18 protein-coding genes and 1 pseudogene are annotated in these 24,676 nt (G+C 69.4%); 9 read left to right on the forward strand and 10 right to left on the reverse strand.

All coding sequences use genetic code 11. The features are described 5' to 3' along the window. Positions 1-77: 77 nt before the first annotated feature. Entirely contained in the window at positions 78-461 is a 384-nt protein-coding gene (locus ACFVXE_RS20115; protein WP_389672710.1) for a VOC family protein, read from the forward strand. A 344-nt stretch (positions 462-805) separates the two neighbouring features. On the opposite strand, the gene ACFVXE_RS20120 is transcribed toward ACFVXE_RS20115, so the two are convergent. Next, positions 806-1,396, reverse strand: coding sequence for a TetR/AcrR family transcriptional regulator (locus ACFVXE_RS20120; RefSeq protein ID WP_389672711.1), 591 nt, complete (start codon positions 1,394-1,396; stop codon positions 806-808). 249 nt (positions 1,397-1,645) lie between these two features. On the opposite strand from ACFVXE_RS20120, the gene ACFVXE_RS20125 reads away from it, so the two are divergent. Next, a complete protein-coding gene (locus ACFVXE_RS20125; RefSeq protein ID WP_389672712.1) occupies positions 1,646-3,250 on the forward strand; it encodes an MDR family MFS transporter in 1,605 nt (534 codons plus the stop codon). A 95-nt stretch (positions 3,251-3,345) separates the two neighbouring features. On the opposite strand, the gene ACFVXE_RS20130 is transcribed toward ACFVXE_RS20125, so the two are convergent. Further along, positions 3,346-4,293: an ATP-dependent DNA ligase gene (locus ACFVXE_RS20130; RefSeq protein ID WP_389672736.1), complete on the reverse strand. Its 948-nt coding sequence runs from the start codon at positions 4,291-4,293 to the stop codon at positions 3,346-3,348. A 507-nt stretch (positions 4,294-4,800) separates the two neighbouring features. Here ACFVXE_RS20130 and ACFVXE_RS20135 point away from each other — a divergent pair. After that, positions 4,801-6,234: an integrase gene (locus tag ACFVXE_RS20135; protein WP_389672713.1), complete on the forward strand. Its 1,434-nt coding sequence runs from the start codon at positions 4,801-4,803 to the stop codon at positions 6,232-6,234. A gap of 1,166 nt (positions 6,235-7,400) precedes the next feature. Here the strand turns inward: ACFVXE_RS20135 and ACFVXE_RS20140 are convergent. The 7 genes and pseudogenes from ACFVXE_RS20140 to ACFVXE_RS20170 all read right to left on the reverse strand — a co-directional run bounded on the left by ACFVXE_RS20140 (position 7,401) and on the right by ACFVXE_RS20170 (position 16,867). After that, positions 7,401-8,456 carry a LacI family DNA-binding transcriptional regulator gene (locus ACFVXE_RS20140; RefSeq protein ID WP_389672737.1) on the reverse strand — a complete coding sequence of 352 codons (1,056 nt, stop codon included), beginning with the start codon at positions 8,454-8,456 and terminating at the stop codon, positions 7,401-7,403. Positions 8,457-8,738: 282 nt separating this feature from the next. Beyond that, a pseudogene (locus ACFVXE_RS20145) lies at positions 8,739-9,225 on the reverse strand (Ku protein); the annotation flags it as partial. Positions 9,226-9,619: 394 nt separating this feature from the next. Continuing rightward, positions 9,620-11,299 carry an ABC transporter family substrate-binding protein gene (locus tag ACFVXE_RS20150; RefSeq protein WP_389672714.1) on the reverse strand — a complete coding sequence of 560 codons (1,680 nt, stop codon included), beginning with the start codon at positions 11,297-11,299 and terminating at the stop codon, positions 9,620-9,622. Positions 11,300-11,390: 91 nt separating this feature from the next. Then, positions 11,391-13,472: a dipeptide ABC transporter ATP-binding protein gene (locus ACFVXE_RS20155; RefSeq protein WP_389672716.1), complete on the reverse strand. Its 2,082-nt coding sequence runs from the start codon at positions 13,470-13,472 to the stop codon at positions 11,391-11,393. Then, positions 13,469-14,425 (reverse strand): ABC transporter permease, encoded by a 957-nt coding sequence (locus tag ACFVXE_RS20160; RefSeq protein WP_389672718.1) that lies wholly within the window; start codon positions 14,423-14,425, stop codon positions 13,469-13,471. Before ACFVXE_RS20160 ends, ACFVXE_RS20155 begins: the two co-directional genes overlap by 4 nt. 1 nt (position 14,426) lies before the next feature. Next, positions 14,427-15,410, reverse strand: a complete 984-nt coding sequence (locus tag ACFVXE_RS20165; protein ID WP_389672719.1) for an ABC transporter permease — start codon at positions 15,408-15,410, stop codon at positions 14,427-14,429. A 491-nt stretch (positions 15,411-15,901) separates the two neighbouring features. Then, positions 15,902-16,867, reverse strand: coding sequence for a helix-turn-helix domain-containing protein (locus tag ACFVXE_RS20170; protein ID WP_389672721.1), 966 nt, complete (start codon positions 16,865-16,867; stop codon positions 15,902-15,904). Between the two features lie 100 nt (positions 16,868-16,967). Here ACFVXE_RS20170 and ACFVXE_RS20175 point away from each other — a divergent pair, with 100 nt between their 5' ends. The 3 genes from ACFVXE_RS20175 to ACFVXE_RS20185 all read left to right on the forward strand — a co-directional run bounded on the left by ACFVXE_RS20175 (position 16,968) and on the right by ACFVXE_RS20185 (position 21,339). Beyond that, positions 16,968-17,999: a saccharopine dehydrogenase family protein gene (locus ACFVXE_RS20175; protein ID WP_389672723.1), complete on the forward strand. Its 1,032-nt coding sequence runs from the start codon at positions 16,968-16,970 to the stop codon at positions 17,997-17,999. A gap of 451 nt (positions 18,000-18,450) precedes the next feature. Next, positions 18,451-19,725: a hypothetical protein gene (locus ACFVXE_RS20180; protein ID WP_389672725.1), complete on the forward strand. Its 1,275-nt coding sequence runs from the start codon at positions 18,451-18,453 to the stop codon at positions 19,723-19,725. A 255-nt stretch (positions 19,726-19,980) separates the two neighbouring features. Beyond that, complete coding sequence (locus ACFVXE_RS20185) at positions 19,981-21,339, forward strand: hypothetical protein (protein ID WP_389672727.1); 1,359 nt, start codon at positions 19,981-19,983, stop codon at positions 21,337-21,339. 102 nt (positions 21,340-21,441) lie between these two features. Here ACFVXE_RS20185 and ACFVXE_RS20190 read toward each other — a convergent pair whose 3' ends face one another. Then, positions 21,442-22,026 (reverse strand): FABP family protein, encoded by a 585-nt coding sequence (locus tag ACFVXE_RS20190; RefSeq protein WP_389672728.1) that lies wholly within the window; start codon positions 22,024-22,026, stop codon positions 21,442-21,444. A gap of 501 nt (positions 22,027-22,527) precedes the next feature. Here ACFVXE_RS20190 and dhaK point away from each other — a divergent pair. From dhaK to ACFVXE_RS20205, 3 genes are read left to right on the forward strand one after another with little or no spacing between them, the layout of a single operon-like run. Further along, positions 22,528-23,520 carry a dihydroxyacetone kinase subunit DhaK gene (gene dhaK / locus ACFVXE_RS20195; RefSeq protein WP_389672730.1) on the forward strand — a complete coding sequence of 331 codons (993 nt, stop codon included), beginning with the start codon at positions 22,528-22,530 and terminating at the stop codon, positions 23,518-23,520. Between the two features lie 47 nt (positions 23,521-23,567). Next, positions 23,568-24,182: a dihydroxyacetone kinase subunit DhaL gene (gene dhaL, locus ACFVXE_RS20200; protein ID WP_389672731.1), complete on the forward strand. Its 615-nt coding sequence runs from the start codon at positions 23,568-23,570 to the stop codon at positions 24,180-24,182. Then, positions 24,179-24,589, forward strand: a complete 411-nt coding sequence (locus ACFVXE_RS20205) for a PTS-dependent dihydroxyacetone kinase phosphotransferase subunit DhaM (RefSeq protein ID WP_389672733.1) — start codon at positions 24,179-24,181, stop codon at positions 24,587-24,589. The genes dhaL and ACFVXE_RS20205 overlap by 4 nt, the downstream gene beginning before the upstream one ends. Positions 24,590-24,676 lie beyond the last annotated feature (87 nt).

The raw sequence follows: 24,676 nt of genomic DNA on the forward strand, positions 1-24,676 counted from the left end.
CGCGATCGTCCGGACGTGGTCGATGCTGATATCGACGAGCGGGACCGGCCGACGTGAGGACGAGGCAGACTGCCCGGATGAGATCTCGAACCGGGGGTATGTGGTGGGGAACGACGATCGAGGCACCCGACCCGAGCGGCTTGGCGAAGTTCTACGCCGAACTACTCGGCTGGCACGTCGGGCATGAGGAGCCGGGAACAGCCGTTGTCGCCGCCTCCCCGCAGGGCCCGTTCTTCGTGTTCCAGCAAGCGGACGGCTACCGGGCCCCCGTGTGGCCCCCGGTCGGCACGGAACAGCGCCCGATGATGCATTTCGACTTCCAGGTCGGCGATCTGGATTCAGCGGTCGCCGAGGCGATCGCCCTGGGCGCCGCTGTGGCGGAGTTCCAGCCGCAGGAGAACGTCCGGGTGCTGTTCGACCCTGCCGGACACCCCTTCTGCCTGTGCGTCGACGAGGCATGACAGGCGAGCCAGAGGGATCCCGGTGACGACTGCGCGGACGCCCGGGCACGGGAGCGTACCGACTGCCCTCGTGCGCGGTGCCGTGCCGATGCCGGTGGCACGCGTGATGGTGGTGTTTCCCGGGACGGGCGGGAGCCGCACGGTACGCGCCCGGGTCAAGAAGGGATAACACGTCGGACCGGCAGGACCGGCCCGGCGTCGTCGACCGATTCCCGGCTCTCGCCACGGCGACACGGCTGGGGCGTCGCGCCGCTGCCGGCAGCCGCGGGTGGCACCGTCCGCCGGCCACCCGGACGGACGCCGGCGATCCCGCCCGGGCCGACCGCGGCGGATGCGCTCGGACGTCACGGCCCGACGTCTGTACCGGGGGCACCGGCCGGCGGGAGGAGCAGGTGCGCGATGTCCCGGGCGACCTCGGCGATCTTCTCGTCGGACGCCTTCAGGCCCTGTGCGGCCAGCAGCACGATATTGACGCTGAGCAGTGCGGAGCGCAGCCGTAGTGATTGCTCCACCGAGGCATCCGGTCCTGACAGGATCTCGAAGAGTTCGGTGAGCCGCTCGAAGGCGCTTTCCCGGCCGGGGTGGAGGTCGCGAGCGATCCGCGGGTTGGCCAGCGCGAACCGCATGGCGGGCAGGCCGTCCCCGGTGACCAGGTCGACCATCCGGTCGACGGCGCGGTTGTGCAGGTCCGGACCGGGGGGCTGCTCCCGGGCCCAGGCGACCATGGAGTCCAGGGCGTCCCAGTACTCGGTGAAGAGCGAGCGGACGATGTCTTCCTTGCCGCTGAAGTGGTAGTAGAGGGCGGCCTTGGTGATGCCGAGGCGTTCGGAGATCTCGCGCAGGGAGGTCGCCTCGTACCCCTGCACGGTGAACAATTCGATGGCCACCCTGCGGATCTCGGCCTTGGTGTCGCTGCCCCGCCGCTGCCCTGCCATCGCCATCGTTCCCTTCGGTGGAGCGCCTCGGTATCCGGGCGCCTCGGCCATCGTGGCCCGGCGGTCCTCGCTTGCCAACTTACCGGGCGGCAAGTAATCTACTAGCCGGCCGGTAAGCAGCCTCGATCCGCGCAAGAGCTGGTCACGGAGGCGCGGCGCTGCTTCCCCCTCGGCCTGCCGACCCTCGTACCACCCCTTCATTCGGCTCTCCGTGCACGAACGCACGCACTTCGCTGAAAGGCATTCGCTGTGACGCAAACAGCACCGGCATCGGCCGAGGCCGAGATCGTCCCGCCGCCGCGCTTCACCCACCGCGAGATCATGGTGACGATGAGCGGCCTGGTCATCGCGATGCTGCTGGCCATGCTGGACAACATGATCGTGGCTCCCGCGCTGCCCACGATCGTGGGCGACCTGGGCGGGCTGAAGCATCTGGCCTGGGTGACCACGGGTTACATCCTCGCCTCCACCGCCGCCACCCCGATCTGGGGCAAGCTCGGCGATCTGCTCGGCCGCCGCGTCACCTTCCTCTCCTCCATCGCGATCTTCCTGATCGGCTCCGCGCTGTGCGGCATGTCGCAGAACATGGGCGAGCTGATCGGGTTCCGCGCTCTGCAGGGCCTGGGTGCGGGCGGTCTGATGGTGGGTGTCATGGCGACCATGGCCGACATCGTGCCGCCCCGTGATCGCAGCAAGTACCAGGGCGTGATGATGGCCGTCATGCCGGTCGCCATGATCGGTGGGCCGCTGGCCGGCGGTTTCATCACCGACAACCTGAACTGGCGCTGGGCCTTCTACGTCAACCTGCCGCTGGGCGTCGTCGCCCTGCTGGTCTGCTGGTTCGTGCTCGCCAAGTTGCCCCGCAACACCTCCGGGAAGGTGCGCATCGACTGGACCGGTGCCGCACTGCTGACCGTCTGGATCACCACTCTGGTCCTGATCACCAGCTGGGGCGGCACCGAGTACGCCTGGGGCTCGGCCACGATCATCGGCCTGGCCGCGGTCACCGTGGTGGCGTTCGTCGCCTTCGTCATGGTCGAACGCCGCGCCGCGGAGCCGATCATGCCGCTGTCGGTCTTCGCCGACCGCAACTTCAGCCTCGCCGGCGCCCTCAGCTTCGTCGTCGGCTTCGCCATGTTCGGCGGGATGACGCTGCTGCCGCAGTTCCAGCAGTACGTCCAGGGCTCCTCCGCCACCAACAGCGGTCTGCTGCTCATGCCGATGATGATCGCCGCAATGGTGCTCTCCCTCGGCGGCGGCGTCCTGACCAGCCGTACCGGCCGCTACCGCGCCCTGCCGATCGCGGGCATCCTTCTGATGACGGTCGGGCTCGGCCTCTTCGCGACCATGGGCCCCGACACCTCGCGCGGCGTCACCTCTCTCTACATGGTGATCCTCGGTGCGGGCATGGGTTGCCTGATGCAGACCACCATGCTCATCGCCCAGAACAGCGCGCCGCTGCGTGACCTGGGCGCCGCCACCGGCGCCACCACCTTCCTGCGCAACATGGGCGGCTCCCTCGGCGTGTCGGTGCTCGGCGCCCTGTACACCAACACCCTCAGCGACTCCTTCACCTCCGCGGCGGGTGGCCCCGCCGGTGCCGCCGGCTCCGGCACGCTGGCGCAGATGACGCCGGAAGCGCTGCGCGGCCTGCCCGAAACCGTGCGCCACGCGTTCGCCCAGGCCGTGAGCGACGGCATCGGCACCGCCTTCACCTGGGCCGCAGGCGCGGCCGCCGTCGGCATCGTGATCTCCCTGTTCATCCGCCATGTGCCGCTGCGCGGTTTCACCGGCGGACCGGGTACGGACAAGGCTCCCGCCGCCACCGCGAAGGCGGCCGCACAGTCCAACTGACCCGCCGTCGCCGCGGCCCCGTACGGACCTTCCGTACGGGGCCGCGGCGCACCGGTCGGTACGAAGCCGGACCGGTGCCGAGGCACCGTGCCCGGTCACGCGACGTCGTCCGGTGCGAGGTCGGGGCGTAGTCGGTGCCAGGAAGGGTGCCGGAGCAGTCCGGCCCGTGTTCGGCTCGCGTAGCGGACCTCGCCGACCAGGCGTGGCAGTACCCACCGTGCTCCGGTGACGTCCGGTGTCCTGTCGAACGGGCACTCGTCCATCTCGGCGGCCTGCAGAAGCTCTGCGATCGCGTTGCGCTCCCTGTCGCTCCATCCCGTGCCGACACTCCCCGCGTATCGCAGGCTGCCCCGGTGGCGCTCGCCGACCAGGACGGCGCCGGGCAGACCGGCGAGCCGGCCTCGGCCCGGTACCCATCCGCCGACGATGACATCGATGGTGTGCACGTGCCGGATCTTGATCCACGCACGGGAGCGCACGCCCGGCTGGTACCCGGAGGTGAGCCGCTTCGCAATCACTCCTTCCATCCCCGCGGCACGGGTCATCTCCAGGGCCTGCGCGCCGTGCCCGGTGATCGCTGCCGGCGTCGACCAGTGCTTCCCGTCGAGGCCCAGGTCTTCCAGCACGGTGCGGCGCCGGGTGTACGGCAGCCGGATCAGGCTGTTCCGCCCCAGGTGAAGGGCGTCGAACAGCACCAGATGGGCCGGTACCGACCTGGCCATGCGGGCCGCCTTCTCCGGGGAGCCGGCCAGCCCCATCCGGGACTGGAGCCGCTCGAAGTCACTGCGCCCTTCGGAATCGAATGCGACGATCTCGCCGTCCAGGATCGCGGGCCGGCCGAAGGCTGATCCCAGGTCGCCGAGTTCCGGGTAGGCGGCGGTGATGTCCGCGCCGGACCGCGCCCGCACGGCCATGGTGCCGTCGCCCGGCAGGTAGACCGTGGCCCGCTGACCGTCGTACTTCACCTCGAACGCCCACCGGTCGTCCATGGCCGGCAGGACGCCGGGGGTCGCCAGCATGGGAGCGATCCGGGGCAACGGCATCACCGGGCGTTCCTCCATCGTCAGGAGGCGCTGCGCTTCTTCGCGGACGTCCTCCGGGCAGTACCTTTCCTGGCCGTGCTCTTCCTGGCAGTCACCTTCTTTGGCGGTCGCCTTCTTCGCCGCGATCTGCTTGGTGGCTGTCCGCTTGCGGGGGCGCATCTCGTGGACGGTCGCATCCTCGCCGCGCGACTTCCTGGCGGCCTTCACCGAGGCGTTCAGCGCGGCCATCAGGTCCACGACCTTTCCGGCCTCCCGCTCCTCGTCCTCGGCCGGCGCCGGGGGCTGCTGACCTTCCGCCCTGGCCTCGATCAGCTCTTCCAGCGCTTCGCGGTAACGGTCCCGGAATCCGGAGATGTCGTCGAGGGCCATGGTGTCGGTGAGCTGGACGGCCCGCTCGATCTCGTCCTCGAGCTTACTCGTCCGGCCACGGACGAGTACCTCCGCGTGCACGGGGACGTACACACTTGGGCGAGGAGGAACGGGGCCCGCCAGGGCACGCCGATTCTGATGGCGCCAGATGGTACGGCGGACGCACGGATCAACCTGTTCTTCCGGATCGGCCCGGTCGCCTCGCGGCGGCCGCGAACGTGGCGGCGGTACGCCTTTTCTCTGGCGGTGTGGCTGGACTTCCTCGAAGCCTACGGACCTCGTTGGGACGAGGCAGCTCCGGAAGACTTCGATGCCTTCAAGCACTGGCGGATCACGGACGACCGCAACATGGGCCGAGTGCGGCCGACGTCATTCGACACCGATCGCGCGGGGCTGAACACCTTCTACACCTGGGCCTCGCAGCGGTACGGGGTGGCGAACCCGGTGCCGACACGGTCTGTCGAACCGGCCCCGCAGGAATGGAGTGGGCCGGGCCCGCGACGGGATCCCGCCCGCCCGGCGGGCTCACCGCGCCGACAGGTGAAGTGGCTGCTGCGGACGGCTTTTGAGCAGTGGCGGGATGTCGGATTGCGGGGGTACGACTTCGACGGCCACCGCCTGGAGGGGTGGCGCGGATTCAACGAGGACCGCGATGCGGCGTTCGTGGACGGTCTATACGGCACCGGGCTCCGGCTGGCCGAGTGGGCGAGCGTCCTGGACGTCGAGCTGCCCACGGGGGATGCGGCAGGCCGGTTTCCGAAGGCATGGCTGGCCGCAGCCTGCATCAAGGGTGGCAGGGCAGGACGGAACTACCGGATCCCCCGCAGCGTGCTCAAGGGCATCGCCGCCTACATGGGCCCGCTGGAGGGATCGCGCGCCCAGGCGATCGAGCGGGCCCGCCGCCGCGGACGCTACGACCGGCTGCGAGGGTGGACCCTGGTCACCGGCCACAGCCGGCAGGGCCGGAGTCTGTATCTGCTGACGGAGACGGGTCGCACGCCGGTGCCGCTGGATGTGCTCGATCCGGACGAAAGGAGATGGTTGTTCCGTCGCACCGAGGACGGACTGGAGCCGCTGGCGCTCTGGCTCGGCAACGACGGGCTGCCCAAGCAGGCCCCTGGCTGGGAGAAGACCTTCCAGCGGGCCAACGAGCGCATCCGCCAGCAGTGGGCCGCCGCGCACGGCACCGACGGACAGGACTGTCCGTTGTGGGCTCGCCCCCATATGGCCAGGCATTCCTTCGCCTTGAAGTGGTTCACGATCTTGTCGGCCGTCTGGAACCAGCAGGTGGAGGGCTTCACCGATAGCGAGCGACGCGACCTGCGCGAGCAGTTGGGAGATGTGTGGTTCCAGCTGGCCACGCTGCTGGGGCACAGCAGCCCCGAGGTCACGAAGGACTGGTATTTGGAGCCGTTCACCGGGCTGCAGTTGGACTACATCCTGTCCCTGCTGGACGGGGAAGAGCAGGCGGCCGTCGATGCGCTGCTGCACAAGGCAGCCGCCGACAGCGGCCGGGTCCTGCAGGCCGCGTCCGTCTCGGCCTTCGCTGTCGGCGGGGGTGCTGAGCGGTGAGAGAGCGAGGCCGCAGGGAGGTCCTGCCAGGAAGAGACTGGGAGCCTCCCGACCGGCTGGTGATCACGCCGAAGGCGTGCACGGTGCTCTTCACCGAGGAGAACGGTCGGCGCTCGAAGACCTTCGACTTCACCACCCTGCCGCTCAACTTTGAACTTCAGGTGTGGCTGGCCACGGCCTTCGCCCGTGCCACCGGCCCACGGGGCGGCGCCAAGAAGGTCAGCACGGCCAACGGCTACTTCGATGTCGTCAGGGCGTTTGCTTCCGTCCTGGCTACGGCACAGCCTCCGCCGGCCCGGCCACAGGAGATCACCATCGCGCACATCGCTGCCTTCCGACTGGCGCTGACCCCAGCCACGTTCCATCACCGGATCCACAAGTTGCGGAGGCTGATGCGGCAGGATGACGCGTTGCGGCCGGAAGTCCGGCGGGCCGTCTGCGAAGGCCGACTGCACCGTCGACCGCTGCCGAAGATGCTCGCCTACACCGACGCCGAGCGGCAGCAGATCCTCACTGCAGCCCGTGGTGACGTCCGCCGGGTGCGAGACCGGATCCGCGCAGGCCGCCACCTGCTGGCCCGGTATCACCGCGGCGAGCTGCCACCGGGCAGTGCCGAGAGGGGGGTGGGCGAAGCGCTCGATGTCCCCGATCGCACCGGAGCCCTGCCCCGCCTTGCCTGTGGTCAGCTGCCGGATCGACTTTGCGCACTCGGCGGGGTGAAGCAGTTGATGCCGATGCTCTGCCTGAGCCGGTTGGAGGCAGCCGCTTTCTCCGTGCTGCTGGTGGATCTCACCGGGGATAACCTGGGCACCGTCATCGACTGGCCGGCAGTCCACTTCCGCCCCGACGGTGTACAGGGCAGTACGCAGGTGGCGCTGGTTGAGGAGACCAAACCTCGCCGCGGACCGTCCCGGGAGCACATGGTGATCGCGATCGAGGACCTGCCGGCCAGCCTGGCTGGTGTCGTTGAAGGGAACGGCGAACATCGCCTGTTCCGCTCCCCGCTCCGGGTCTATCAGTTGTTGCTGGACCTCAGCGCGCTTGCCCGCAGACACGGCGGGCTGTCCATGGCCTTCTCGTATGTGACGGTCAAGGGCGAAGCAGAGAAGTGGCAGGCCAACATGAGCTCCGGGTACGTCGGCGAGTGGGCCGTCAGGGACGTTGCCTCAGGCGGATTTCCGCACGACCAAACGTGTCGGGGTGACCACAGAGGACAGCGGAGGACTGCCTTCTCGCGACGCGGGCTCGTTCGATGTCCGCTTGAACAGCAGCCGGGCCATCAGGCGCCCCATGTCCTCGATGTCTTGGTGCACGGTGGTCAGCGGTGGCTCCGTCGCCTCGGCGATGGTCGCGAGGTCGTCGAAGCCGACGACCGCCACGTCCTCCGGTACGCGGCGCCCGCGTTCGCGCAGCACGTGCAGGGCACCGGATGCCATGAGGTCCGATGCGGCGAAGACCCCGTCCAGGTCGGGGCACCGGTCGAGGAGCACGGCCATGGCGTCGGCGCCGCCCTGCAGCGTGAAGTCACCCTCGGCGATGAGCTGAGGTGGGGTGTCGAGGAGTACGTCCCGGTAGCCATCGAGGCGGTCGATCGCGGAGGCTTGGTTGAGTGGGCCAGTGATGGTCCCGATACGTCGGCGTCCCAGCGATACGAGATGCCGCACGGCATCCCGGGCGCCGCCGCGGTTGTCGGCGTCGACGTACGTGTAGCTGTGACTGCGGTGGCCGGAGCCGACGGCCGGACGACCGCCGAAGATGGCGGGCAGGCCCATGTGCTCGACCATCGCGGGCAACGGGTCGTCGGTGCGCAGCGAGAACAGCAGGGCGCCATCGACGTGGCCGCCGCCCAGGAAGTTTCCGACGCGCGGATAGTCGTCCGGCTCCTCGATGAACAACAGCACCGGCTGCGCTCCTTGTTGGACGAGTTCTTGCCGGATGCCTCGCAGGTGGCAGTCGAAATACGGGTCCACGAAAAGCCGGTTCTGCGGTTCGGTGACGACGACGGCGACAGCGTTGTTGCGGCGAGTGACTAGGCTTCGCGCGGCTTGGTTGGGTACGAAGCCGAGTTCGTCAACAGCCTGCCGGATGCGTTCGGCGACCGTGGCCCGCACTCTGGGCTCACCGTTGATCACACGGGACACCGTGGACTTGGACACCCCTGCCCGACGCGCCACGTCCTCGAGTGTGGGGCGATGTCCGTTCGACCGTTCCGTCAACACCATCTCCGATTCGTGCAGTTCCTCGAACGCTGGACACGTTAGCCGTCGACCACCGGCATCAGCAGTTGAATTCCGCTCGGTGCCAGCCCTGTTCGGCCAAGCCAGCCCGGGTGCTCTGATGCAAAGGATCGTGCCGTTCTCAGCGTCGGCCTCATGCACCGACCGGTGCACGCTCATCGAGGCGTCCTGACTCGCGCAGGTCGGCCCAGAGCTGCTCGGGCTCCACTTGCACCCCGACAACCTCGTTTCCGACACACGACTTGACTAGTGAACACCGCATCGAGGGAGCACGATCACTCCCTCCCGCACCCGCAACAGCCCGAGCCGCTCGCGGTTGTGCCAGGCGAACTTCGCGACGGCGACCTTGTCGGAACGCTCCAGGGCCCTCCGGAGCAAGGTGTACGGCTTGGCGGCAACCTGTCCGTCGATCGCCAGGTAGTAGCTGTCGCTGATCCGGATCGGGTCGATGCTGTCCGCGTCGACGAACGCGACGAGCTCGATCGCCTTCGCCGTGGGCAGCGGCATACGGTCGAGCTCCTCGTCGGTGACGGCGACGGTCTCGTCCCGGGTCAGTTCGTAGCCCTTTCCGATCTCCTCCTGCGGCACGATCTCACCGTCTGATCGCGCAGACCTTCCGGGTACGGACCCGGCCCATGTCCTCCAGATGGACCTGCCGGAAATGGACCGAGCGGTCCTCGGTCGCGGGCAGGACCTTGATCGGGATCGTGACCAGGCCGAAGCTGATGGCTCCGGTCCACAGCGGACGCGGCATGTCTGCCTCCAGGCTCCCCCGGCGGTGGGTGGGCAGCGGCCCGGGCGCCCCGCCTCGGGAGCCTGACCGCCGGAGTGGCCGGGGAACGTGTAGCGGGCCGTCGCCCGTGAAACGATCCTCACGCTCGTACCGGGCCACCGCATCCGGAACGACATGATCAAGGCAGTGGTCCGGCGGGGTGTCCGGGCCCGCGTGGCGGACCGTTCACGGCAGTGAACCGGTACGTGCCGGACCCCTGTGGAGAGGTCCGGCACGTACCGAGTTCCTGCCTCGCTGCACGCCAGGAACAAGGTGGCCCCGCCGGACGGCACCGGCGCCGCTCAGCGCCGAACGCCGTGCACGACACCGCTGTCCCGAGATCACGCACCGGGGCGGCGGCCGGTGCGGGCGTGGGTCACTTCTCCCAGCCGACCGTCTCCGGGAGCGGGGTGTAGAAGATGGTCGCGCCGACGTTGGCGAGACCCTTCTTCACCGCGTAGGTCGAGGGTCCGCTGAACAACGGCAGGAAGGCGTACTGCTGAAGCGCCTTCTGCTCGACCTTGTTGGCCGCCGCGGCCTGCTCGTCCAGGTCGGCGATCTCGGTGGTGGCGCGGATCTCCTTGTCCAGAGCCGGCGTACCCGAGCCGGTGATGTTGGAGTCGCGGTCCGAGCAGTAGAAGTCGCACAGGTAGCGGGCGCCGAACGGGTCCATGGAGCGGTTTCCGGACAGGAAGAGATCGAACCTGCGCTCGCTGAGGATCTTGGAGAAGTCCGCGTCGTCGGCCTTCTTGATGACGAGACGGATACCGACGGGCTTCAGCATCGCGGCGAAGGCGCCGGCGGTGGCCTTGCCCAGCGGGTCGTCGCCGAGGAGCGTGTAGCCGACTTCGAGCTTCTTGCCGTTCTTGGTGCGGATGCCGTCGCTCCCGGGCTTCCAGCCGGCCGAGTCGAGTGTCTTGCCGGCCTGGTCGGGTGCGTATGTGAGCACCGCTGACAGGTTGTCCTCGTAGCCCTTCTGGAAGCTGTACAGCACGGCCGAACCCGGCAGTGGCTCCTTGTAGTCGAGCCCCTGGAACTGAATCTTGGCGATCTGCGCGCGGTCGACGCTCTGCTGAATGGCCTTGCGGACGGCCGTCTCCGAGAGGACCGAGGACTTCGTGTTGAAGTAGAGCGAGTACTCGAAGGGGCTGCCGCCGCTGCGGATCTCGGTGCCCTTCAGCCCCTTCACCTGCTTGAGGCTCTCCGCGTCGACGGCGGAGGTGTAATCGAGCTGGCCGTTCTTGAAGGCGTTGACCGCCGCGGTCGACTCCAGGTTGACGTAGACGCGCTTGTCGAGCTTGCCCTTCTTGCCCCACCACTTGGGGTTGCGGACGAAGGTGATGTCGCCCGAGTGGGCGTCCCACTTGCCGACCGTGTACGGCCCCGCGCCCCACTCCGGATGGGCCTTCTTGACGTATGCCTTGTTGAAGTTGTCGACCGACGCAGCCTTGGGATGCAGGAAGGTGGTGAACAGGGTCGACCAGGAGGCGTTGGCCCCCTTGAAGTTGATCACGGCCTGCTTGTCGTTCTCCCCACGATCGACCGAGGTGATCTGGTCGTAGCCGTCCGTGGACGAGGTGGCGTAGGCCTTGTTCGAACCGTTGTTGGCCTTCCACGTGGCCTTGATCGCCGTCCAGTCGATCGGTGTGCCGTCGTTGAAAGCTGCCTTCGGGTTGATCGTCAGCGTGACCTTCTGATTGCCGCCTTCGTCTGAGACCTTGACGTCGCTGTAGTAGTCCGGGTTGTACTGCACCTCTCCGGTGGGTGAGTACGTGATCGCGTCGGCGTTGTACCAGCCCCAGACCCGGGACGCGGTCAACGTCGAGTTGACGTTGAACGGGTTGCCCTGGTCGTCGAAGGTCCCGACCGTGGTGTAGGTGCCGCCGTCCTTGATCTTGTCGTACGGCTGGGGGTTGTAGTCGGCCGCGGCCGATGCGGCCTTGGGGGCGTCCTTCTTGTCCGGGTCGCCCGTGCTCCTCCCGGACGAGTCGCACGCGGTGGCTGCGACGGAGATGGCGGCGATCAGGGCGACGGGCAGGGCCAGTCTTGCGCGCATGACGGAATCGTTCCTTCTGGTTTCGGTGGAGGGGACACGGACGGTGAGCTCGCCGGCGGGCCGGGCAGCGGTCCCGGAATGTCGGGCGGCGTCAGGCCGCGTGACAGGCGTAGTGGTGACCGGGATGATCGGCGACGTGGGTCGGAGCGGGTCGTTCCGTGCGACAGCGCTCCCGCACGTCTTCGCCCACCAGGCGGTACAGCGGGCACCGGTCGACGAAGACACACCCCGCGGGAAGGCGGGCGGCGCTCGGCTGCTCGCCTTCCAGCACGACACTCTCCCTGGTGCGTTCCCGCTGCGGGTCCGGCACCGGTATCGCCGACAGCAGCGCCTTGGTGTAGGGGTGCCGCGGGTCGGAGAAGATCGTCTCGGTGTCCCCGGTCTCGACGATCCGGCCCAGATACATCACCGCGATGCGGTCGGAGATGTACCGGACCACGGCCATGTCGTGTGCGACCACGAGGTAGGCGAGCCCGAGTTCGCGCTTGAGCCGTGCCAGCAGGTTGATCACTCCGGCCTGCACCGACACGTCCAGGGCGGAGAGCGGCTCGTCGAGCGCGAGAAGTTTCGGTTCGGTCGCCAGGGCGCGGGCGATGCCGACCCGCTGGCGCTGGCCGCCGGAGAGCGCGGCGGGGAATCGATCGCTGATCGAGGCGTCCAGGCCGACGAGTGCCAGCAGTTCGCCGACGCGTGAGCGGATCGACTCGCGATCCCGCCCGATGGCCCGCAGGGGTTCGGCGATCAACTGGAAGACGGGCAGCCGCGGGTCCAGGGCCCCCAACGGGTCCTGCATGACGATCTGCAGGTCCCTGCGCAGCTCCCTCATCTGCGCGGCGGAACCGATGGTGCCGACATCGGTGCCCGTGATCTCGATCCGTCCGCCCTCGGGCTGCCGCAGCCGGAGTATCTCCATCAGTGTCGTGGTCTTGCCGCTGCCCGACTCGCCCACCAGACCGAGTGTCTCCCCGGCGCGCAGATCGAAGCTCACCTGGTTGACGGCATGGAGCGTGCCGACCCGACGCTTGAGGAGGGCCCCCTTGGTGACCGGGAAGGTCTTGACGAGATCTTCGACGCGGAGCACCACTTCACCGGTCCCGACGCGGTCGTCCGCGGTTCGGACGACGGCGGCGACGCCCCCGGCAGGATCGAGCGAACCGTCGGCGATCTCGTCGGCGCGCAGGCAGGCCACGGAGCCGTGCCCGGTGATGTCGCGCAGTTCGGGCTCGTCGGCGCGGCACGCGTCGAGGGCGAGGGCACAGCGACTCGCGAAGGGACAGCCGGCCGGGAGACCCACGAGGGCGGGCGGCTCCCCGCCGATCGGGACCAGCGGCCGGTGGACCCCGCTGTCCACGGTCGGTACGGCGGCGAGCAGCCTCGCGGTGTACGGCATCGTGGGCCGGCGGAACAGTTCCCCGACGCCCGCCCGTTCGACGATTCTGCCCGCATACATGACAGCGATGTCGTCCGCGTGACCGGCGACGACCCCGAGGTCGTGCGTGATGAGGACGAGGCCGGCACCGGTCTCGTCCTGCGCCCGTCGCAGAACTTGGAGGATCTGGGCCTGCACAGTGACATCGAGGGCGGTGGTGGGCTCGTCGGCGATGAGGACGGACGGCTTGTTGGCGATCGCCAGGGCGATGACGACGCGTTGGCGCATGCCGCCGGAGAACTCGTGCGGGAACGACTTGGCCCGGTTGCGCGGGTCGGGGATGCCGACGAGGTCGAGCAGTTCGACCGCCTGTTCAAAAGCGGCCCGCCTTGTCAGGTCCTGGTGAACCCGCAGGGCGTCGGCGAGCAGTCTGCCCACGGAGAAGATCGGTGTGAGCGCGGACAGCGGGTCCTGGAAGACCATGCCGATGCCGTTTCCCCGCACCTCGGAGAGCTCCTTGTCCCCCAGGCCGATCAGATCGCGTTCACCGAGCAGCACCTGTCCCCCCAGGGCGGCGGTGGGCGGCAGGAGGCCCATGATGCCCAGCGCCGTGGCCGACTTGCCCGAGCCCGACTCGCCGACGATCCCGAGGGTCCGGCCCGGCAGGAGGTCGAAGCTGACGCCGCGCACCGCCTCGACGGGGCCGGTCTCGGAGGGGAAAGAGATCCGCAGGTCCCGAACGGAGAGGACGGGGGTGATGCCGGTGGCCGGCGGCGGGTCGGTCAGGGTCGTGGTGAGTGTCACCGTCGGCCTCCTGCCGCACCGGTTACGGACGTGGGGTCGAGGGCGTCACGCAGTCCGTCGCCGACGAAGGTCATCGACACGGTGAGCAGGACGACCAGGCCCGCGGGGAAGGCGAAGAGCCAGGGGGCGCTGGTGACGGTGCCGGCACCGTCCGCGAGCATCGTGCCGAGAGAGACGTCCGGGGTCTGGACGCCGAACCCGAGGAAGGACAGGGCTGTTTCGCTGAGCACCGTCGCGACGACACCGAGTGTCAGGTTGACGATCAGCAGCGAGCCGAGGTTGGGGATGATGTGACGCACGATGATGCGTAGTGGGCTGACGCCCATGAACTCGGCCACCGTCACATAGTCCCGTTCACGCAGTGAGGTCGAGACGGACCAGATCACCCGCGCGGTGGACATCCAGCCGAACAGTGTCAGCACGACGATGAGGACCCGCCAGTCGCCGGCGAGGCGGTGGGAGACCAGGGCGAGAATGAGGAACGAGGGGACGATCAGAAGGAAGTGGATGACGGCCAGTGTCGCCTTCTCCGCCCGGCCTCCGAAGTACGCGGCGCTGGAGCCGATGACCGCGGCGACGACGATGGTCAGGACGGAGACGCTCACGGCGATCGTCAGGGAACGCCGCAGTCCGTGCACGGCCGAGGCGTAGATGTCGTTGCCGCCCTGATTGGTGCCGAACCAGTGGGTGCCGCTCGGCGGCTGGGTGAGTGCGGCGAAGTCGGCGTCGGTGAACGCATAGGGAGCGAGCAGACCGCCGAACGCGCTGAAGAGCACGAGCAGTACGAAGATCACCACACCGATGACAGCGAGCCGGTTGCGCAGGAAGCGCCTCAGATAGAGCCGGCCGAGCCCGAGGTTCCGTCCGTCGCTGTGTGCGGGAAGCAGCGTCTCCGGGATCTGGCTCGCCCGCGCACGGGGAGAGTCGTCGTCGGTCGTCATGGCTGTGGCCACGTCAGTTCACTCTCACTCTCGGGTCGAGGAAGGCCGTGGCGATGTCCGCGAGGATCGCTCCGATCGCGGTGAGGACGGCGGCGAAGGCGGCCGTCGCGACCGTGCCGTGCACGTCGTTCTTGCTGATGGTCTGGATGAAGTAACGGCCCATGCCGTTCCAGCCGAAGATCGTCTCGGTGATGATGGCTCCGGTGAAGACGGCCGGGACGCCGAACGCCACGGATGCCGCGGTCGGGATGAGCGCGGCTCGCAGTGCATGCCTGCGTATCGCCTTGGCGCGGGTGAGACCGGTGGCCTGCGCGGTACGCACGAAGTCGGCGTTGATCGTGTCGAGCAGAAGCGAGCGCTGCGTCAGGTGATAGCCGACGTAGCCCATCAGGGTCAGTGTCAGGGTCGGCAGGATCAGGTGCAGGATGCGGTCACCGATCGTCGGGAGCAGCCCTTCGACGTTCGGTGAATTCTCCCCTGCGACATAGAGGAAGTGCAGCCCTGCGTGCTGGTTCAGCCAGATGGCGACGAAGACCACGGCGAGCGCGGCGACGGACGTCGGGATGTTGAACACCGCGATGGACACGGCCTGCGAGACCCGGTCCGTCCAGCCGTACTGCCGCGACGCGGTGTACACACCCAGCGCCACGCCGATCACAACGGAGAGGATGGTTGCGACAACGACCAGTTCCGCGCTGATGAGCGACCGGTAGCCGATCTCCCCGTTCACGGAGACGCCGGTGGGAGACTTCCCCCAGTCGAAGTGAAGGACCACCGAGGTGAGCCAGTCCCACCACCGGTGCACCACCGGCACCCGAGGGTCCAGGTTGTACGGCGCGAGGGCTCGGTCGATCTGGGACTCGCTGCGGACGGGCCGCAGCTCCTTGAAGTTCGAGCGCGGGTCCAGGAACCAACAGGCCAGAAAGTATGTGGCGTTGGTGGCGATCACAATCATCAGGAGCCAGTCGGCTGCCTTACGCATCACATAGCGCAGCACGCGTGGCCCCTCCTCACCTCACGCGAGAGGTGCACCTGGGGGGCGCCGGGTCCGAGCGACGTGTGCATGCGCGGTGAAGCCTTCTGGGGAGACGGAATGGGGGGAACGTGCGAGCGCCAGTGTGATCCGCACGGGCGAGCCGGGACCAGCTTTCGGCCGACGCCGCCACAAGGCCGCAATACCGCCGTAGCAAACAGCATGGGTACTGCATGATTTGCCCGATGTTGACACCCCCGGCCGCTGCCCGGCACGTCCGGTCGCAGGCCGGCGTCTCGATCGCGGCCCTGCGTGATCCGCTCGGGCGCCGGCCGGGACCGCTGGTCAACGCCGGCCCATCGCCTCATCGGCACAAGTCCCCGCGGTGGACCGGAGATTCACAGGGGCCAGGAACGGTTCATGCGTGCCCGCGATGGCTGCGGTGAGCCTCTGCCGATGGGCAGGCCCGGTTCCGCGCCCCCGGGTGTCCCGTTCACTCGGGGCGCCGACCCGGTTTACCGGATGCCGTTCGCGCCGGGACGGGCCTGCGCCCGGAAGGTACGGCGGTACGTGTCCGGAGGGACGCCGACCGTACGGTTGAAGTGCCGGCGCAGCGTAGTGGCGGTCCCCATGCCGGTGGCCGCCGCGATGGCGTCGACCGTCTCGTCGGTGGTCTCCAGCAACTCCTGGGCGTGACGGATCCGTTGCGTCAACAGCCACTGCAGCGGTGTGGTACCCGCCACCGACCTGAAGTGGCGGCCCAGGTTACGTGAGCTCATCCGCGCTCGGCGGGCCAGATCCTCCACGGTCAGCGGACGGTCGAGCCGTTCGAGCACCCAGGGGAACAGCGCGGCGAGCGGGTGGTCGGCCTGGGCGGGTACAGGGGTCGCGACGAACTGGGCCTGGCCGCCGGCCCGGTGCGGCGGCACGACCAGACGGCGGGCGGCCGCGTTGGCGATCGACGAGCCGCGGTCGAGCCGGACGAGGTGCAGACACAGGTCCATCGCGGCGGCCTTCCCGGCGGAGGTGAGCACGCTGCCGTTGTCCACATAGAGCACGTCCGGGTCGACTTCCACCCGGGGGAACCGGGTGGCCAGAGTCTCCGTGTGCGCCCAGTGCGTGGTCGCGCGCCTTCCGTCCAGCAAACCGGCGGCTGCCAGCACGAACGCGCCCGTGCAGAGGGAGGCCACGCGCGCACCCGCCTCGTGGGCCACGCGCACCGCGTCGACGAGATCGGCCGGCGGGTCCTCGTCGACGTCGGCCCAGCCGGGGACGATCACGGTGTCGGCGCGCTGAAGCCGGTCGAGCCCGTGGTCGGGCTCCAGCAGGAAGCGGCCGACCCGCACGGCATGCGGCCCGCAGACGGCGATGTCGTACCAGGGCTCGACCACGCCGTCCGGGGCGGCGCCGAAGACCTCGTACGCGACGGACAGTTCGAAGTGCAGCATCCCGTCGGTGACGGCCAGTGCGACAGTGTCCACGTCCGGAATTGTACGGGTGATGGCGTTCCGGACACTAGTGCGCGGACCCCACCACCGACAGGATGTTCCCAGCGGATCTTTGAACGCAGGAGGAGAGACGATGGAGTCGGGACACGTGGTGGCGGTGTACGGCGCGTATGGACATACCGGGCGCTTCGTCGTGGCTCAGCTGCGGGAACGCGGGTTCGTCCCGGTTCTCTCCGGCCGCGACCCCGGCAAGTTGAAGGAGCTGGCGGCGCACGATCCCGGACTCGACGTCCAGCCGGCATCGGTCGACGACCCGGCCTCGCTCGACCGCGCCCTGGCCGGTGCGGCCGCGGTGATCAACTGTGCCGGGCCTTTCGCCACGACTGCTGCCCCCGTGATCGAGGCGGCACTGCGCGCCGGGATCCCGTATGTGGATGTGGCAGCCGAAATCGAGGCCAACGCCGACACGTTCACGCACTTCACGGACCGGGCCCGCGCCGCGGGAACGACGATCGTCCCCGCGATGGCCTTCTTCGGAGGCCTCGGTGACCTGTTGGCCACTGCGGCGATGGACGACTGGACTGCGGCCGACGAGGCGCACATCGCGTACGGGCTGAACAGTTGGCACCCCACGGACGGGACACGCATCGCCGGCCAGATCTCCCGGCTGCGGCGAAACGGCGAACGCGTCCGCTACACGAACGGGCAGCTGGAGTACCGCAGTGACGCCCCGCCCACCCTGGACTGGCCCTTCCCCGACCCGATGGGCACCCGGGCCGTCATCGGGGAGTTCACGATGGCCGACATCGTCACCATCCCCAGCCACCTGTCCGTCCCCGAGGTACGCACCTACATGACCGTGGAGGCCGCCAAGGATCTCTCGGCCCCCGACACCCCGACGCCGACCGCGGTCGACGAGCGTGGGCGGTCCGCGCAGACCTTCCTCGTCGACGTGGTCGTGCGCTCCGGCGGCAGCGAACGGCGTGCCGTGGCGCGAGGTCAGGACATCTACGCCGTCACCGCGCCGCTCGCGGTGGAGGCGGTTCACCGCATCCTCACGGGACGGACCAGGACGGTCGGCGTGGCCTCCGCCGGAGAGATCTTCGACGCGGTCGACTTCCTCCGTGCCCTGTCCCCGCACATCTCCCTCGAACTGGGCCGGTAGCAGGAGGCTTCGCACGCCGTGCGGCCCGGCCGGGACGCGGAGGGGACGAGGCCCGGCCGCCGCCCGTCGCTTCCCGCATCCGTGCCGCCCGACCAGCGGTCCTGTGTCATTCATGTGTCTTCTCCCAGCGATCCATGGAACTTCGTTCAGTCACGTGATCGGATGTGCTCCGCCTGGAGGTGCAGAACGCCGATGGCAGAGACGTCCTACCACCACACACACGTGGTGACGGCGGACGGATCCCGCGATGCTGGGCCCTATCCGTGCTCCGGCATCGGGCACACCGGCGCCGGAGAGGCGGCAGGGCGGCCCGGGGGACGTCGTGGCGTGCCGGTGAGACCTTCGTCGACCAGCCCTGAACCGACGACGGGTACGCACGGAGGTCCCCGGCCTCGCCGCCGGGCGCCGGAGGCGCAGTAGGAAAAAGATCACGCACTTCCTGGAGCAGAGAATGACTTCGAACCGATCGAACCTTCCCGGCCGTCCGTCACGCCGCGCCGTGCTCGCCACCGGAGCCGCCGTTGCCGGACTCACGGCCTTCGGCGCCACCTCGGCTCAAGCCGGCACCCTCCGCCGGCCGGTCGGCGCCCCCGGCAGGTCCACCGGGTCCGGCGCCTCGCTCTACTCCGTGGTGGAGGCGTACAGCCAGTGGCACCACCGCACCGGAAGCAGTGACGAGGCCGCCGCTCTCCGATGGCTCGAGCGTCAGCTGCGGAGTCTGGGCGCGGTCACCGGCCGCTGGAACTACGACTACCCGCACTACGAGTGGAAGGCGCAGGTCCGCGTCGGGAACGTCAGCGTGCCGACCGTCCCGCTGTACTACGAGGGCACCGGCCGGGTGAAGGGCCGGGCGGACTTCGTACAGCCGGTGACGACCAGCAAGGACGGCAACGATCCCGCCGTACTCGCGGCGGTGGCCGAGGCCGCCCGTGCCGGAGCCTCCGTGGCGGTCCTCCCCACGACCAGCACGACCGCCAACTACCCGGCGTACGACGGGCTGGTGGCCTACAACAGCGACCCCGACGCGCCGAAGACCGGCATCCCCACACTGCTCGTCCCCGGACGGGTCGCGGACCGGATCCGACGGTACGGAGCCGACGTCGACTTCAGGGCACGGACCGTCCCGGCACGTACGTACTCCCTGACCGGCTGGCTCGGCACCCGTAGGCCGGTCGCCGACCCCGTCATCGTCACCACCCCCCTCAGCGGATGGTTCACCTGCGCGGCCGAGCGCGGAACCGGCCTCGCACTGGCCCTGGCCCTGGCCGTGGAGCTCTCCCGCGAGCACCCGGTGTTCTTCCTCGGCAACACCGGCCACGAGCTCAGCAACTACGGTGTACGCGCCTATCTGGCGGACGAGTTCGACCTCCGGCCGCGCGCGGTCTTCCATCTGGGCTCCGCACTCGCGGCGGCCGCCCCCGGCCCCGACGGACGCTTCGAACTGGCGCCCCGGGGTGCTGCCAGCAACCCGGGCTTCGACGCCGTTCCCGGCCTCGCCGCCCACCTCGCCGGTGCCCGGTTCAGCCAGGCCGCCAAGTTCCCCGGCGAAGGCGCGGTGTGGAGCCAGGCCCTCGGGCCGTCGGTCCCGCTGCTCTCCCTGGCCGGCAACTTCCGCGAGTTCCACACCCCGGACGACCTGCCCCGCATCACCACCTCGCCCGAGGTGCTGGAGCAGGCCTACAACGCCGTGCGGGCTGCGGCACACGATCTGCTGGGCGCCGCCTGAGCTCTGAGGTGATACCCACGGCCGCCGGCCTCCTCACGACCGGCGGCCGCTCCCCGCTGTCCGGCGATCCGCAGCACTCCCTCCGCGACCGCTCCCCGCTCTTCAACGGCCGGTTCCCCGGCATTGGCCCGACGGTCGATCCGCTCTGTTAGACAGGGCGGCTGATGACAGCGCTTGCCCCGAGGCGGAGGAAACTTGATGCGCGTTGCGAAACTTCTGACTGCACCGATCGCCTTATTGATGACCGTGGCAGGCTTGTCCGCGCCGGCCCTGGCGCAGGCGAGGCCACACGAGACCACTCACACGAGACACTTCGAGGTCCGCCGTCACCACCCGGACGTGCGGGTGCCGGTCGTGGTACGGAGGTCGGGCGAGGCGCTCATCGACCTCAACGCCGCCGCGCCGGGCACGGACTGGGCGGTGAAGGGCGCCGAATCGGCAGTCGTGTCCGTCTCGGTCGACGACCGGTACGCCACCGACCTTGTCGTCTCCGGCGCCCAGCCCCTGCACCGGCAGCTCGCGCTCGGGCGGCTCACCGTCGGATTGCATCAATTGCGCCTGCACTTCGCGGAAGAGCGCTCGGCGGCGGTGAGCACATCGGCTGTGCTCGACACACTGCGGGTCTCGACGTACGCGCCGGGGAACCCCGAGTACCAGGTGCTGCGGTACGCACCGGTGGTCTACGGACGCAACCTCGCCGCGCTGGGAAACCCGTACCAGAACGCGACCACCGACACTCCGCTCATCGCCTGGCACGACACCGCGCCGGCAACCACTCCCGGTCACACCACACTGACGTACTCCGTGGTGTGGAGCAACGAGGACGGGGGTACGAACACGCCTGCGCTGATGGCGCGTTGGGGCCGTACGTCCGACATCGAGTGGATCTACTCCGTCGAAGTCGATGAGCACGGCAACCGGGTCACGGGCAGCGACACCTACCAGGCGCCCGATCACCGGACTCTGCACTTCTCCGGCCGGTACGAGGGCGACCACGCCCTGCTGGAGACCTGCACGTCGAACAACAACATGTGCGACGTGGTCGACGACCCCATGCGGTTCTTCCTGTCCAGCTTGCCGACCCTGCCGGCCGGTCAGGCGCGCGAGTACCTCATGGACAACAACCCCTGGACCTACGGGATCATGGCGAAGGAGATGCTCCGCGAGGGCAAGATCGAGGCGCCCTCGGCCGCCACGCCGCTCACGCCGGAAGTGAGCGATCAGCGCAACTACCTGTACGCGGTCCTCAAGAAGACCACCGACTCCGCGAATACGGGAGCCTCGTGGGTCGGGGTCTCGCTGGGCGTGCGTCTCGTCAACGGCGACACCGTCCATCTGTCCCACCATGTGGATCCGACGTGGTCCATCCAGCGTGACGACCCGGCGGCCTCCACCGTGGAACTGCCGGCCGGAACAACGGCCGACGACATCGCCGAGGTGAGTGTCCATCGCGTGGTGGTCGGCACCGACACCGGTGCCGCCGTGCACGTGACCGCGATCAAGAGAGGTTTCCTCCTCGGCGAGGACTACCTGCCCCAGCAATCGTTCCTGACCTGGAACGGCGATGTCCTGCTCGACCGCGACACCAGCTCCGCGGTGATCTGGCGGCGGTAGGGACTTCTGTTCGGGTCGGGCCGGGGCGCGAGACCGGCCCGACCCGAACGAGGCACGTGCAGCGGGAGCGGCCTGGCGATCCTGTGCGCGCCGCGGGACCCTTCACCCCTGTCCAGCAGCACGCTCCGACGGTGCGGACCGGTTTCCGCCCTCTCGTCGAAGCTGCGCCGAGAGGTGGTGTTGCAGGGGCTGACCGACCGCCGCGAGGTCATGTTCGAAGCTGAGTGTGTCCTCGTCCGTCAGCATGTAGCGGCGGCGGGTCGCGTCGACCTTCTTGGCGGTGGGAGCGACGGCCACCTGATGGGTGGTGAGATCGGCCGCGCCGTCAGCGGCACGGCCGACCAGGATCTCCGCGATGCCGGTGGGCTGGGTGATCAAGGCCTCCACGCGCCCGTCGGGCTGCAGCCGCCACCAGCCGCTCTCCCGGGCCGACTGTCGCAGCGGGGCGTCGTCCGCGTCGAGCAGCCAGGCGCGCGCCTCGTAGCGGAGGAAGGGCCGCCCGTCGTGGCTGAAGGTGACCTCCTGCGCATAGGTGAATTCCTCGGCGAGCGTCGGGTACCCGCCGCGGCCCCGGCCGACCCAGGTGCCGAGGAATCCGATCAGCGGCGCGAGCAGTGCGTGTGGGGCGGGTGCTCCGTCCGGTCGAAGGGCGTCGCCGTACGGGGGCTTCCGGGCGGGGTCGAACATGATGCGCGCTCCTGGGTCGAGGCCGGTTCGAGGTGGCAGCCCGACGGGCTGTCCCGCAATCGATGGCGGGTGTACGACGACGGCTGCGGTACCTCGCCGCGCTGTCATGACGCCCGAACACGTCCAGTATGAGTACACCGCTCCCCCTGTGACGCACCGCATCCTGAGGCCGCGCTGATCCTCCCCGGATTCCGGTGCCCCGCGACCCACCGGGCACCGGAGTCTGTGATCGGCGGGAGAAACCGCAGATACTGCTGACGGCCGCCGTCTCGTCAATCGTCCACCCCACCCCGGCCCTGCCCGTCCCCGTCCCCGTCCCCGTCCCCGTCCAAGTCTCATCCGGTCCAGCCGTCAGGAAAGTCGGCACCGGATCAGCCTGAGCATCGGCACACCCCGCCACGACCACCACGGGGCGCCGAGGAACACAGCCGGATCCACCCACGCCGACCGGGAGAAGACACCGGTCAGGACCACATCTTCCAGCGCTGCCAGGAGATACGTATGAGGATGCTGATCAACGTCCCCGAGACCGTCGTGGCGGACGCCCTGCGGGGCATGGCCGCCGCGCACCCCGACCTGACCGTGGATGTCGACAACCGAGTCGTCGTGCGACGTGACGCCCCCGTCGCCGGCAAGGTGGGGCTCATCTCCGGGGGCGGGTCGGGGCACGAGCCGTTGCATGCCGGGTTCGTCGGGCCGGGCATGCTGGCCGCCGCCTGTGCGGGGGAAGTGTTCACCTCGCCCGTCCCGGACCAGATGGTTCGCGCCGCCGCCGCTGTCGACAGTGGTGCGGGGGTGCTCTTCGTCGTGAAGAACTACACAGGCGACGTGCTGAACTTCGAGATGGCCGCCGAACTGGCCGAGGACGAGGGCGTACAGGTCGCCAAGGTCCTGGTCAACGATGATGTGGCGGTCACGGACAGCCTGTTCACGGCGGGGCGCCGTGGCACGGGTGCGACGCTGTTCGTCGAGAAGATCGCCGGGGCCTCGGCCGAGGAGGGTGCCCCTCTGGAGCGGGTGGAGGCCGTCGCCCGGCAGGTGAACGAGGCGTCGCGGAGCTTCGGGGTGGCGCTGAGCTCCGTCACCACTCCGGCCAAGGGTTCCCCCACCTTCGATCTGCCTCCGGGCGAGCTGGAACTGGGGATCGGGATCCATGGCGAGCCGGGTCGGGAACGCCGTCCGATGATGACGTCGCGGGAGATCGCGGATTTCGCGGTCGACACGGTTCTGGAGGACCTCCGGCCGAACGGTCCGGTGCTCGTGCTGGTCAACGGGATGGGGGCGACACCGTTGCTGGAGCTGTACGGGTTCAATGCCGAGGTGCAACGGGTGCTGTCCGAGCGGCGTGTCGCCGTGGCTCGTACGCTCGTGGGGAACTACGTGACGTCGCTCGACATGGCCGGGTGCTCGGTGACGCTCTGCCAGGTGGATGAGGAGCTGCTGCGGCTCTGGGACGCGCCGGTGGAGACGCCCGCGCTCCGCTGGGGCCGTTGAGGGACGCCCATACGCATGATCCGTGTTCCAGGGACAAGGAGACGCACGTGCTCGACGCCGACTTTTTCCGCCGGTGGATGGCCGCAGCCGCGGCTGCTGTGGATCGTGAGGCAGCCCGCCTCACCGAACTCGACTCGGCGATCGGGGATGCCGATCACGGCAGCAACCTACAGCGTGGATTCGCCGCGGTGACGGCGGTGCTGGAGAAGGAGGAACCGCAGACGCCGGGGGCCGTGCTGATGCTTGCCGGAAGGCAATTGATCTCGACGGTCGGCGGGGCGTCGGGGCCGTTGTACGGGACGCTGCTGCGGCGTACGGGGAAGGCGCTGGGTGACGCCCCCACTGTGACGGACCATCAGTTGGCCGAGGCGTTCGGGGCGGGTGTCGCGGCCGTGGGACAGCTGGGTGGGGCGCAGGCCGGGGACAAGACGATGCTCGACGCGCTGCTGCCGGGAGTGGAGGCGCTCGGTACGTCGTACGGGGCGGCTCGGGACGCGGCGGAGGCGGGTGCGGCGGCGACCGTACCGATGCTGGCCCGCAAGGGCAGGGCGAGCTATCTGGGCGAACGAAGCATCGGACATCAGGATCCGGGGGCGACTTCCTCGGCCCTGCTGTTCGCGGCGCTGGCCGAGGCGGCCGACCTCCGTGGGGGTGGCTCATGAGCGGCGGGAAACAGGTCGGGATCGTGCTGGTCTCGCACAGCGGGCCGGTGGCCGAGGCGGTGGCGGAGCTGGCCCGTGGGCTGGCGGCCGGTGGTGCGACGGCGCCGGTCGCGGCGGCCGGCGGTACGCCGTCGGGCGGGCTGGGGACCAGTGCGGAACTGATCGCCGAGGCGGCCCGGTCCGTGGACGGCGGTGCGGGCGTTGCGGTGCTGGTCGATCTGGGCAGCGCCGTGCTCACGGTGAAGGCGATGCTGGCCGAGGGAGATGAACTGCCGGACGGGGCACGGCTGGTGGACGCGCCGTTCGTGGAGGGTGCGGTGGCGGCGCTGGTCACGGCATCGTCGGGCGGTGACCTGGCGGCGGTGGAGGCCGCGGCGTCGGAGGCGTACGGCTACCGCAAGGTGTGACGGCAGGAAGTGCGGGGGGGGGGGCGCCGGCCCCCGGCGGGGGGCCCCCCGGGGGGGGGGGGCCCGCCGCCGGCCGCGGCCGGCGGC

Origin of the sequence: Streptomyces sp. NPDC058231, from assembly GCF_042882275.1 — a bacterium.
GTDB lineage: Bacteria > Actinomycetota > Actinomycetes > Streptomycetales > Streptomycetaceae > Streptomyces.